We start from the raw sequence: 11,704 nt of genomic DNA on the forward strand, positions 1-11,704 counted from the left end.
ATTTGTTCGTGGTCATATCCCGGCACAACCACCGGATTTTCAACGGTCATACCCTCAATATGAGGTTGGACAAGGATGATGTCGCCCTCGGTAAGGCTAAGTTCGCGCTTCATAAGGATTAAGAGAAGCCCCGCCATAAGATTGTTTTCTTTTGTCATATTAGATTGGACTCCGTATTGGTAACAGCGCTGTATATTGCATTTATTACTCAAAGAGCTCTGCATGCGTCCCCAAGTCTATGAACGTCAGCAGGTTGGCACTTTCATTGACTCGATAAATGAGTAGGAAATCGCCACCAACGTGGAGCTCTCTGGCTCCGGCCCATTCGCCACCGGACAACTCATGGTCCAGATATTCAGGCGGAATGATGTCATTGCGAAACATCAAGGCCATGACGTCCGCCATAGCGTTCATATCACGGCGACCGGCCCGGTTATAGCGCTCCCATGATTTTTGGAATGTTCGGGTGTAATCTACCCTGCGAGGGATCGTTTTTCTTTTAGAATTAGTCACGCCGCATGGATCCCAGCATGCCCTCTATGGATGAATGATGAAGCTCGTCCGCCCGTTCAATTTCAAGTGCTTCCTTCAGGGCGACGGCTGTCTTTGCTGAAGGTTTATTACTGACCTCAAAAGGTAAGCCCTGATGTTTTACAACCTGTTCCAAGAAAAGGCGAATGGCGGTGCTGACATTCAGGCCGCAATCGCTAAGGACTTGACTGGCGTTGTCCTTCAATTCATCGGAAATTCTGGCCTTGATGCTGGTTTGCATGATTTACCCCTCTTTATCTGTGCACACATTGTACCCACAAATAGAATTAGGAGCAACAGCATTGATGGCTCAATAAGGGCAGCATGGAATTCGAGAATTTGCCTACGCTAAAGTCGCTGTTGCGACGCATAACACTGCTCAAAAAATAGCCGCTGTTGCGCCCCGCAACACTGTTCAAAAAATAGCCACTGTTGCGCCCCGCAACACTGTTCGTTTTTTGTCCGCTGGCTTATTTTCTGTCGCACAATTTGCGCCGGATATCAGCAATAACGCTGGAAACCTGTTCTGCTGAGGCCCTTTCAGCAGGTCGCTCAGGGCTAGCCGGAATCGGTGATTGACGCTGAGATTGCTGCGGCGTAGCAGACATTTCAGGCATGATCAGCTTTCCTTCACGGGCCAGCTTGAGCATGCTCAACAGCCAACCCACCGGATTACTCAATTGGCCACGGCGCAACTGTGTTGTTAGCATCTCCAGCAATGCCGATGAGTGAGATTCAGGCAGCGCGCCAAGCTGGCTCGTTAGCATGTCCGCATCCTCTGCAGGGATTCTTCCCAACAACGATTCGGGCAGTGCGGGCCCTGACTGGCCTTTACCACCGTTCGCCTCCGGTACGTACGTTTTTTTATTCACACGTTGTGTGAAATTACGTACGTTACGGTTCGATTTTCGAACTCCGGAGTAAGTGCCTGATTTCAGGCTGAGTTCGGGATCCGAACTCGGTGACTCATTCCCCGTTGTATGACTGAGTTCGGATACCGAACTCAGTGTTTTTTGCTTATTTTCCGTATTTTTTTGACTGAGTTCGGAATTCGAACTCGGCATAACCGCCCTGCGCAGCGCAGCCATTTGCACTGGCGTGGCGCAAGCACCCAGCCGATTTTCAATCATGGCCAGGCGAGAGTGACGATGACGCATGGTGGGAACGTTACGAATTTCCTCCAGTACCGCTAATGCGATCATACGCACCGCTTTGTTCTTGTGCTCACAGCTTGTCGCCACAAGATCTAACCAGCCCGGGTCAAAGGTTTCGGCGTCACGACAGCTGAGCGGTTCATCGTGCTGGGCATAAATATTTCCCCTGACGCGGCCGTGCGCATCGCGTACCCGTTTGCACAGACTCAGCCAGCCGGTAATGCGCAGCATCAATAATGCGCGGCTGATAGTCTCTCTCGATGCTTTTTCCGCATGAGGGGACGCCAATTGCAATTGCAATTCGTCATACGTTGGGAAGACGGCCCCCTCGTTTTGCTGTGCATAGAGTCGGATCATGACCCAGGCCGTTTTATCCAACGGAGAAAGCCGGGTATCCATAAACAACCGGCGGGGAAAGGCGTCGTGCACGTTCCCTAAAAAAAGTAAGCCGCTGCGCTCGCTGGTCACATCATTTTCTGACGTTCGCCTGGCGAGACTGTTCTGCATTCGGGACAGCGTGAACGCTACGATGCTGTCGGGCGGTAATCCCATCACCTTTTTACCTCTATTAAGCCTGACAAAAACAGCACAACGGGGCCGGTGTGGCCCCGGTACCGGTATGCCGGCGCTCTGTGTTATGAGGCAATCGTCGGCCCCAAAAACTATTTCCTGATCTCACGGTTATAGGTCTGGTGATCCATCAAGAGCCAGTGACGACCACCATCCTTGCTGAGCATGCGCCAGAACGGACCGATATCCATCTTGAGATAGCCATTACGCCGCAAACGTTTACACACTTTTTTTCCATTTTGTTGGGAAGAAATCAGGCTGCATGCCTTGCGGCGGATGGCTGACGTCACGCATTGCCGGGGACTAAAATCAATAACCTCTATCAGGCTCGCTCCCGCTGACTTCCCTTACGCCTGGCCTCACGGCACCAACCGGTCACCCGTGTCCAGACCGCCGTGAGCGACACATCATGCTGTTCAGCGGCCAGCATCATCACGTCCAGCGCTTCATGTGAATCAGGCGTACCCAGGCCGGAGGCGTTCCATTGAACCCAGATACCCGCATCCGCCTCTTCGTCGGGGGCCTGCGTCCGACCCTGGCGGGTATCGATACCGTTAAGGCGGCGTCGGGCACTGACCTCAGCAGCGCTGAGACCAAAGTAGGTCTGCATCAGCTCAATGGATCCCCCCAGCGCCAACGCACGATCAATACGCTGCATACGCTTTTGCTCGGTGCGAGCCTGCTGCACAATGATCCAGAAATTGTCGTGGTTAATACTCAGGTTCAGTACCGATACGCTGCTTTGCATCAGGTAGTGCAGATCGTCAACGGTCAGTTGGCTGAGTTGGCGCACCTCGTCGATAGTCATGCCCAGCGCCTCACAGCGGCGAATGTTGCCGGATTTCAGCTCCATCAACAGGTGGGTCAGTATGGCGTTTGTTGCCTGCGATAAATTCTGGCTCACAGTAAACCTCCTACGCTATTCCCCAAATCAGCGAGTAACCAGGCATCGGTCATCCAGCCGGCGATACAGGCCATTAAAATCAGCAGATTACTCATCGTTACCTCCTGCGCTCAGCGCCGTTATCCCCGACGGTTTCCCATAAAGCCCCTGGCTCAGTTCGGCGCGCCGGCCGGCCAGCCAACCGGACAAACGCGCCGTAACATCCCCACGACACGGCCCTGCCTCACGCACACTGATTTCAGCCAGTTCGTTTTTACCGCAGCGTCGAGCAAGCCAGTGTCGCAGAACACCGGCTTCTTTATCTGAGGGCGCAAAGGCTTCAAGCACTATCCATACGCCCACAACCCACCCCTCACGAAACTGGTCTGCCCGGTTACGCTTGGTTTGCAGCTTGAGGCGCTTCAACCGATAGGCGCAGTACATGTGTTGTTTTGTCGCATCTTTAAGCTGACGGGCCAGCACGGTGAACGCATACAGCGCCACATCAGGGCGCTCATTCAGCCCGTAAAAATGGACTGAATGGCGCTCACGCTGCCGACCCTCCGCTGTCACTGTGCAATACCAGCCGAACCAGCAGCGACACCCCGTGGCCATGCAGACGACCGTGGCCAGCGCATTCAACCAGCCCGGGATGCTAACGGCATCGGTATAGACCTGCCGGCACTCGGTTTCTCGAATAGCCGACAACGTAATGTCTTCCTCCGAGAGGTTATGTCGCTGCATCAGCACCTGCGCCAGTCGCAGCGCGCGGGCCGCCTCATGGCCGTTGTTATTACGGGAGCCGAGTGCCATCAGCTTACGAATACGACGTAGCAATTTTCCCTGGTCCTTATCGTTCATTTGTCCCCCCGGTGCCCGCACGTTGATGGTATTCCTGGACTTCCTGACAGCCGACACACAGTCTGACGCCGCGCACCGCCTTGCGGCGCGCTTCGGGAATGTCGGCACCACAGTCTTCACAGAAAAGCAGCGACGGTTTATCAGTGCGCACTTCACGCAGAATGCTATTCAGGCTCGTCGTGAGCTGTAGTTCAGTCGCCGCCTGCGCCATTTCATCATTGAGTTCAAATGTCATCGGAACCTCCCTTCTCGACCTCGCGCTGCAGCTCACGCAGGCGACGCAGCACACGGATCAATCGCATCATTTTCACCACATGCTCATCGGCTAACACCGGCGTATCGTTTTTGGCCGCAGAGCCAAAAAAATTCAGACAGAATGCAAACATGTTGAATGGGATGTTGCTGGCGTTACCGGCCATGCCACTCAGAAACATGACAAAGGCGTCAATGCTGCCAGGTGATGCCGTATACCCTGCTGCGCTAGGATGTTTGTCTTCCTGGATGCCGGTTTTGTCGCCCATCGCTTCGGCCAGTTCGAAAGCCAGCCGGTAAGCCATATCCTGTAGGTGTTCGATATCATCCTGCAGGGCCGGGATATGCCAGATATCGGTGACCGGCTCCAAACCTGTCGCCGCAAATGCGACGGATGAGACACGTATTGGATTCTCGTCTGCGGACTCACCTAACGCAGAAAACAGGTTCATTCCACTGAGATCGGCCGTGTAGCCAGTCTCACCGCTAATAACTGCAGTCCCACCGTAAAGGTCCGGCTGGGACTCAGTCCGGGGATAAGCGCGAGTGGAGTCACCCTCTGAAAGGTGCTGAATGCCAATAGCCGATGGCAAGGAGGGAGTACGCGATGTGGAAGGATTTTCACGCTCGGGCTCAGGCTTCGTCGCCTGACCGGTCAGTGTGCCGGCGCGTAGCCCGGTAACCGGCACTGCGCCATCCGGTTGTGGTGGAAGGTGGGTAGTCACGGGGATGGAAGATACTGCCGGCAGGATCTTCGGCGCAGGTGCCGGCATTGGAGGTGGCGGCAATGGATCACCATACAGTTCGCGGCGTTGCTGCTCTTTGGGATCAAGCTCAATCAGCCAGCGATCATAGTTCAATGATGGGTGTGGTAATGCGTTAAGTAGCGCACCAATCAGCTCATCATGAAACATTTCCAGGGAATAGACATCCGGGCTGTTAAACGTTAAGCACGCCGCTTTGAAAACATCGTCGAATGTCTTGCTGGTTTCGACCACAATGCAATGCTGCAACCACGTTTTTTCTGCGGCGGAGCGCAGAGCTAAAAGAGGCATGACCTGGGCACGACTCATTCCAGATTTCAGTAAATCAGGTAAATATGGGTAGAGAAACTTAAGGGTAGCAATGCAGCGAAGTCAGTGGTGTACGCAGGTCATGGGAAATATTCGCTATAAATTCACACCGCTGCTGATCCTGTACCATCAAGCTTTGCCATTGTTGGTCAATACGTTTTGCCAGCGCGACAAAAGCTCGCTGTAACTGCGTCACTTCATCGCGCGGAGCACCAACTGGCGCATCGCTTTTCGCCAGCGTCTGGATGGCCTGCATACCGCCACTGTCCAACATGGCTATTTGCGCCGTCAGTTTGCGCACCGGGCGCGTTACCCAGCGGAATGCCAACGCACCGGCCAGCAAACCAAACAACGCCACCAATCCCATAGAACGCAGCGCCAGATACATTGCCGATTGATATTGGCCATCGCTGCTCAGCGCGGTGTATTCGTCGCCGAGTAGTACAATATACACATAACCTTTGGTTACACCGTCCACCTGTAATGGCGCAGCGCTAAAGACTTGCCGGTTTTGCGGCTGGCGCGGGTTATCGCCATAGACCGGCATTTTCGCGCCATTCAGCAGCGCTTTCACCGGTGTTAAGTCAATCTTCCGCTGTTGCAGTTTTCCTGCCGGGGCTGCGTGGCCGACGATATTGCCGTCTTTATCCAGCAGATACACCTCTACACTCGGGTTGGCCGCCATCAGTTGATCAAATAACGTATGGACCGCTTGCGGATTCAATCCCGCCTGGCTGAGCAATGGATTATTGGCGGCAATCTGCGTCGCCAGATGGGCCGACAGCCGCTGGATCACCGACTGACTGTATTGATTACTGGAACGCACCTTCATATAACCGGAAAGCGAGCAGCAGGCGATCAGCAACAGCATGAATACCAGTGTCAATCTTTGCGCCAGCGTGAGATTTTTCATGATTTACCCTTGCGTGCCTTCAGCGGAGGACACGAATTTATAACCTTTACCCCACACGGTCAGAATTCGCTCCGGCTCGGCCGGATTGGCATCTATCTTGATGCGCAGCCGGTTGATATGGGTGTTCACCGTATGCTCATACCCTTCGTGCTCGTAGCCCCACACCTGATTTAACAGGCTGAGGCGCGAAAACACTTTGCCGGGATTTTTAGCAAAAAAGTACAACAGGTCAAACTCCCGTGGCGTCAGCTCAACCGGCTGCTGATTAAGCATCACTTCTCGGGCAATCGGATCAATTGTCAGCCCGGAAAAACTCAAGGTTCCGGCGTCCATTTTCAAATTGCGGCTCATGGCTTCCTGACGGCGGAAAAGCGCCTTGACCCGCGCCACCAGCTCCAGCATCGAGAAAGGTTTCGCCAGATAATCGTCGGCGCCCAGCTCCAGGCCGAGTACCCGGTGCACTTCGCTGGAACGCGCGCTGATAATAATGATCGGCGTATAGCGCGTCATATTACGGGCACGGCGACAAAGCTCCAAGCCATCAACGCCCGGCAGCATCAAGTCGAGGATTAATGCGTCCCAGCCACCCTTTTCCAGCAACGTCGCACCCAGATTGCCGTCGCCGGCATGGGTAATTTCATAGCCTTCGTCACGCAGATGCAGGCTGAGTAATTCAGCGATATCGCGGTCATCTTCGACGATCAGGATCTTTTTATATTTATCCATATGTTCATCTTCACGCGTGGCTTCCCCATACCGTCTGAGTCTACACAAGCAACCCATCCGGAGTTATCACATTTTATTTAACTTTGCGTGAGGTCTCCGGGAACAAATCTGTTCAATACTCGCCACATCACAAGGCGGGTGGCAGGAAAAATCATGATGCTGGAACCCCATTTACCTACGGGCACTCAACAGAAACCTAAACCGGTTCATCCTTTATGGCTGCGGCTGACGCATTGGCTGAATGCGCTGGCGGTGCTGGTGATGGTGACCAGCGGTTGGCAAATTTATAATGCTTCGCCGCTGTTTGCTTTTGAATTTCCTCCAGCCGTCACCCTCGGCGGCTGGCTGGGCGGCGCCATCCAATGGCATTTCGCCGGCATGTGGTTGTTTGGCCTCAATGGCCTGTTTTACCTACTAATGAATATTCTCACCGGCCGGATGAAAAAGAAATTCTGGCCGCTGACATTGCGCGGCATTTTTAATGACCTGCAGGCGGCATTACACGGCAAGCTGCAACATAACGATTTGCACCACTACAACATGGTACAGCGCGCGGCTTATGTGTTTGTGATGTTCGACGGCATTCTGCTGGCCATGTCCGGCCTGGTGGTATGGAAGTCAGTGCAGTTCCCGCTGTTGAGGGAGTTGCTCGGCGGTTATGACACCGCGCGCGATGTGCACTTTTTGGCCATGGCTGCTCTGGTAGGGTTTGTGGCGCTGCATGTGGTGATGGTGGCACTGGTACCAAAAACCCTGATTGCCATGCTACGTGGCCACTAAGGAAAACAGATGAAAAACAGCATAAAAAAAAGCATCCGTTCGATTTTAGGTGCTGCTGAGAGCGAGGCCATTGTGCATGAAGCGCAGAAACAGATTATCCGCCAGCTCGATGCGCCGTCACGCCGTCTTTTCTTACAACGCGGACTGACACTTGGCGGCGTGGCGATGCTGACCGGCTGTGACATCAGCGATAACGCCAGCGTAGAAAAAGCGCTCGGTAAGATTTCCGGCTTCAACGATCGCGTTCAGGGCTGGCTGTTTGGCTCGACGCGCCTCGCCCCGGTGTATGCCGAATCGATGATCACCCGCCCGTTTCCGTTTAACGCCTTTTACGCCGAAGACGATGCGCCTGACGTGGACGGAACGACTTATCGTCTGAAAATCGCCGGTCTGGCGTTGGATAAACGCGAATGGTCGCTGCCGACGCTTTACAAAATGGCGCAGGTCAGTCAGGTGACGCGACATATTTGTGTCGAGGGCTGGAGCGCTATCGGTAAATGGGGTGGCGTCCCTTTCGGTGATTTTTTACGCCTGATTGGTGCGAACCTCAGTGCCGAATACGTCAGCTTCAAATGCGCTGACGGGTACCACACCAGTATCGACATGGCGACGGCGCTGCATCCGCAGACCCTGCTGGCACTGACCTACGATGGTCAGATCTTGCCGCAAAAATACGGTTTCCCGATGAAGCTGAGGATACCAACCAAACTCGGTTATAAAAATCCTAAGCACATAGAAACTATTGAAATCACCAATGAATACCCTGGCGGGTACTGGGAAGATCAAGGCTACAACTGGTTCGGCGGAAGCTGAGTTTCACCGACGAATCGACATTACGTATACAAGGCTCTATGCCGTTTTACCTCAATATAACCCGGAAAAGGAAATACTATGAAGAAGCTAACTGTGTTGATGATGTCTGCCGCGCTGATGATGGGTGCCGTGAGCACCACCTATGCCGCTGACGCAATGACGAAAAAAGACAGCATGGGCCACACATCCAAAGACTGTATGAAAAAGGACAGCATGGGGAAGGACTGCATGTCAAAAGATAAAATGACCAAAGATCACATGAAGAAAGACACGATGAAAAAAGACGCAATGGGTCAGTAACGCTTACGCTTTTCAACCTATTCGCTTTATTAATAAGCAAAACGCCTCTCGTCATTTCTGGCCAGAGGTGTTTCTATAACGCTTATTATCAATAATGCCATGAAAATCTGGCCGTAACTCCACATTTTTGATTGATCGAAACACTAGTTTTTTGTGAGGTTCAGCTCAAGTCAGCGTCGCAGCGATGTGCGCGACAAACGCCCTGACCTTGGCCGAATGCTTGCGTTCGGGTGGGCTCACAAGATGAATGGGAGATTGGGGTGACTCCCAGTCTGGCATGAGTCGCACAACGTCTCCTTTTGCCAACTCAGCGTCGAATAGCCAGGTGGGCGAAAAGCCAATACCCATTCCTGTCGTCACGGCTGAGCGTTGTACCTCACTACTGTTGGTCTTGATATGCCCCTCGACACGAATACTCTTGATGGTCCCTTTCGATTCCGACGCGCCTGCTCCTGCCGTGAATGTCCACACATTGCTGTTGAACATCCCGGTGTAAACAATGCAGTCATGTGCTTGTAGGTCTTGCGGATTGACGGGAGCGCGAATGCCTTTGGGAAGGGATCGCAGGTAGTCTCGGCTGGCAAGCAGCATGCGATGGGAGGTGCCAATGCGCCGTGCGATCAGTCCGCTGTCCCGCAGCTCGCCGATCCGAACCGAAACATCAATGCCCTGCTCAACCAAGTCGATAAAACCATCATTTAGCCGCAGGTCGATTTTGACGTCGGGATGCGCCGCCATAAACGACCTCACCAACGGCATCAACTTCAAACGGCCAAAACCCACCGAGGCTGCCACCCGAATCCAGCCGCGTAGTTGGCCCTCTCCGGTGATCAGGCCCGACTCCGCCTCCGCAATTTCGGCGACCAACCTTCGGGCCTGCTCAAAATAACGCTCGCCCTCTTCGGTCAGGGCAAGAGAGCGCGTGGTTCTGACAAGCAGCTTTGTCCCCAACGCCTTCTCCAAAGCGGCCACCTGCTTGCTGACAGCGCTTTGGGTGGTCCGTATCTCGTCCGCCACGGCGGAAAAACTGCCAGATTCGACCACTCGCACAAAAGTGCCCATTGCAGAAAGCTTGTCCATATCCACCCCATCTATTCCATTTACTACTAATTGATATGACTAAAACCAGTCTATACCAACCAAAAGGAATCAGTCAAAGTAGCGCTATCAATCTTCTAACCCGGAGTAAACATGAACCAAACCACAGTCCTTATCACCGGCGCACTGACCGGAATCGGCCGTGCAACCGCCTTCGCTTTCGCAAAACTCGGCGCCAACGTGATCGTCAGCGGACGGCGTGAGGAGGCTGGCGCCGCGCTGGCCATTGAACTTCGTTTGCTCGGTGGCAAGGCCGAATTCGTTAAAGCGGATGTTGCCAACGAGGCGGAGGTTCAAAACCTTGTCGAAAAGACCGTCAGCCTATTCGGCAAGATCGACATTGCCGTTAACAACGCAGGTACGGAAGGGATGGTGGGCCCAATCACCGAACAAAGCGTGGATAACTACCACGCCACGTTCTCGACGAACGTGCTGGGTACGCTGTTGTCGATTAAGCATGAAATGCGCGCCATGCAGGCCCAAGGCCACGGCTCCATCGTCAATCTGTCCTCAATAGCGGGCCAGATCGGCATGGCCGGCGCCTCCGTCTACGCCGCCAGCAAGTTTGCCGTCGAGGGGTTAACCAAGAGTTCGGCATTAGAAGGTGCAGCCTTCGGCGTGCGCGTCAACGCAGTAGCACCGGGTCCCGTGGCAACCGACATGCTCGACCGTTTTGTCGGTCGCAGCGAAACCGCCAAGGCCGGATTTCTCGCAAGCATTCCAGCCAAACGCGCAGCGACAGTGGACGAGATCGCCGAGACGATTGTTTTTATCGCATCCGCCAAGACGTCCTACATTACTGGACAGTCCATCGCAGTTGATGGCGGCTATACCGCACAGTAAGCGCAATTCAAATCTCACCCCCGTTTTTCAACCGCCACAAGGAGATCACCATGACCATGATAAACGTTCCCACCCGCGAAGAAGTCAGCGCAACCAACCAAGCTATTTTTGACAACCTCAAAAAAAGCCTTGGCATGGTCCCCAACCTCTTCGCCACGTTTGCCCACTCGGGGACAGCACTCGCCACTTACCTGGCATTTCAAAACGCGAAGAGCAGCGTCTCCGGCAAGGCTCGCGAGGCTGTTAATCTCGTCGTCAGCCAAGTCAATGAATGTGAGTATTGCCTGGCCGCACACACCATGCTTGGAAAAATGAATGGCTTCACCGATGAGCAAATCATCGAAATCCGTCATGGCCACGCCAACTTCGACCCCAAGCTCGATGCGTTAGCCCGCTTGACCAAAGGCATCACGCAAAGCCGCGGCCACGTTGATCAAGCCTTGGTCGAAGCATTCTTTGCCGCAGGTTGGACGAAGGAAAATCTGGTGGATACTATCGTCATTATTGGCGACAAGACTGTAAGCAACTACCTGCACTCGACCACGAAAATTCCAGTGGACTTTCCTGCTGCCCCGAAGCTTGATTGATTTGACAGAGCAAGGAAAGTGCCAAGTAAAACACTATTCCAGTACGGTCCCAGCAAAAGAACAAAGCCGATGCAAAAAGTCTTGCGCTGGGCATTTTCGTCGAGCTGCTGACGGCCGTGACCTTAGACCCTGTAAATAATTCTGTGTAATTGCCACCCTATTAAATGTGACCGTTCAGTCGGTCACCGAACACAATAATAAATCGACTCATTGCCAGCCGCCAGTTTTGAATCGGCATGCTCCATTTTTTCGACGCCGACTGTATCGCAAGATAAATCACTTTGCGTACCGAGTCATCCGTCGGGAACACTTTGCGTTTC

General features: G+C 53.5%; 15 protein-coding genes and 1 pseudogene. 5 read left to right on the forward strand and 11 right to left on the reverse strand.

Annotation, left to right across the window (positions count from 1 at the left end):
* Positions 1–204: 204 nt before the first annotated feature.
* From SJI19_RS23840 to SJI19_RS23885, 10 genes and pseudogenes are all read right to left on the reverse strand, one after another.
* Complete coding sequence (locus tag SJI19_RS23840; protein WP_323480734.1) at positions 205–513, reverse strand: type II toxin-antitoxin system YafQ family toxin; 309 nt, start codon at positions 511–513, stop codon at positions 205–207.
* The gene (locus SJI19_RS23845) at positions 506–772 is read right to left on the reverse strand and encodes a type II toxin-antitoxin system RelB/DinJ family antitoxin (protein WP_323480735.1); all 267 of its coding nucleotides are present in this window, start codon (positions 770–772) and stop codon (positions 506–508) included. Before SJI19_RS23845 ends, SJI19_RS23840 begins: the two co-directional genes overlap by 8 nt.
* Positions 773–1,001: 229 nt before the next feature.
* Positions 1,002–2,237 carry an STY4528 family pathogenicity island replication protein gene (locus SJI19_RS23850; RefSeq protein ID WP_323480747.1) on the reverse strand — a complete coding sequence of 412 codons (1,236 nt, stop codon included), beginning with the start codon at positions 2,235–2,237 and terminating at the stop codon, positions 1,002–1,004.
* A gap of 110 nt (positions 2,238–2,347) precedes the next feature.
* Positions 2,348–2,482, reverse strand: coding sequence for a hypothetical protein (locus tag SJI19_RS23855; RefSeq protein ID WP_323480736.1), 135 nt, complete (start codon positions 2,480–2,482; stop codon positions 2,348–2,350).
* A 95-nt stretch (positions 2,483–2,577) separates the two neighbouring features.
* Positions 2,578–3,159, reverse strand: a complete 582-nt coding sequence (locus tag SJI19_RS23860; protein WP_162367013.1) for a DUF2857 domain-containing protein — start codon at positions 3,157–3,159, stop codon at positions 2,578–2,580.
* Positions 3,160–3,246: 87 nt separating this feature from the next.
* Positions 3,247–3,999: a DUF2786 domain-containing protein gene (locus tag SJI19_RS23865; protein WP_323480737.1), complete on the reverse strand. Its 753-nt coding sequence runs from the start codon at positions 3,997–3,999 to the stop codon at positions 3,247–3,249.
* A complete protein-coding gene (locus SJI19_RS23870; protein ID WP_323480738.1) occupies positions 3,989–4,234 on the reverse strand; it encodes a TraR/DksA C4-type zinc finger protein in 246 nt (81 codons plus the stop codon). The genes SJI19_RS23865 and SJI19_RS23870 overlap by 11 nt, the downstream gene beginning before the upstream one ends.
* Positions 4,224–5,306 carry a hypothetical protein gene (locus SJI19_RS23875; protein WP_323480739.1) on the reverse strand — a complete coding sequence of 361 codons (1,083 nt, stop codon included), beginning with the start codon at positions 5,304–5,306 and terminating at the stop codon, positions 4,224–4,226. The genes SJI19_RS23870 and SJI19_RS23875 overlap by 11 nt, the downstream gene beginning before the upstream one ends.
* Positions 5,307–5,370: 64 nt before the next feature.
* Positions 5,371–6,237: pseudogene (locus SJI19_RS23880) on the reverse strand (HAMP domain-containing protein); the annotation flags it as partial.
* A 3-nt stretch (positions 6,238–6,240) separates the two neighbouring features.
* Positions 6,241–6,963 carry a response regulator transcription factor gene (locus tag SJI19_RS23885; protein ID WP_323480740.1) on the reverse strand — a complete coding sequence of 241 codons (723 nt, stop codon included), beginning with the start codon at positions 6,961–6,963 and terminating at the stop codon, positions 6,241–6,243.
* 153 nt (positions 6,964–7,116) lie between these two features.
* Here SJI19_RS23885 and SJI19_RS23890 point away from each other — a divergent pair, with 153 nt between their 5' ends.
* The 3 genes from SJI19_RS23890 (at position 7,117) to SJI19_RS23900 (ending at position 8,856) form a co-directional block, all read left to right on the forward strand.
* Positions 7,117–7,743 carry a cytochrome b/b6 domain-containing protein gene (locus SJI19_RS23890; RefSeq protein ID WP_323480741.1) on the forward strand — a complete coding sequence of 209 codons (627 nt, stop codon included), beginning with the start codon at positions 7,117–7,119 and terminating at the stop codon, positions 7,741–7,743.
* 9 nt (positions 7,744–7,752) lie between these two features.
* Complete coding sequence (locus SJI19_RS23895; RefSeq protein WP_323480742.1) at positions 7,753–8,556, forward strand: molybdopterin-dependent oxidoreductase; 804 nt, start codon at positions 7,753–7,755, stop codon at positions 8,554–8,556.
* A gap of 78 nt (positions 8,557–8,634) precedes the next feature.
* On the forward strand, positions 8,635–8,856 hold the full coding sequence (locus SJI19_RS23900; protein WP_323480743.1) for a pentapeptide MXKDX repeat protein: 222 nt from the start codon (positions 8,635–8,637) through the stop codon (positions 8,854–8,856).
* Between the two features lie 165 nt (positions 8,857–9,021).
* Here SJI19_RS23900 and SJI19_RS23905 read toward each other — a convergent pair whose 3' ends face one another.
* Complete coding sequence (locus SJI19_RS23905) at positions 9,022–9,936, reverse strand: LysR family transcriptional regulator (RefSeq protein WP_323480744.1); 915 nt, start codon at positions 9,934–9,936, stop codon at positions 9,022–9,024.
* Between the two features lie 111 nt (positions 9,937–10,047).
* Between SJI19_RS23905 and SJI19_RS23910 the strand changes: the two genes are divergently transcribed.
* A complete protein-coding gene (locus tag SJI19_RS23910) occupies positions 10,048–10,797 on the forward strand; it encodes a glucose 1-dehydrogenase (protein WP_323480745.1) in 750 nt (249 codons plus the stop codon).
* Positions 10,798–10,847: 50 nt separating this feature from the next.
* Positions 10,848–11,384: a carboxymuconolactone decarboxylase family protein gene (locus SJI19_RS23915; RefSeq protein ID WP_323480746.1), complete on the forward strand. Its 537-nt coding sequence runs from the start codon at positions 10,848–10,850 to the stop codon at positions 11,382–11,384.
* Positions 11,385–11,704 lie beyond the last annotated feature (320 nt).

This window comes from Acerihabitans sp. TG2 (assembly GCF_035013185.1).
Lineage (GTDB): Bacteria > Pseudomonadota > Gammaproteobacteria > Enterobacterales > Enterobacteriaceae > Acerihabitans.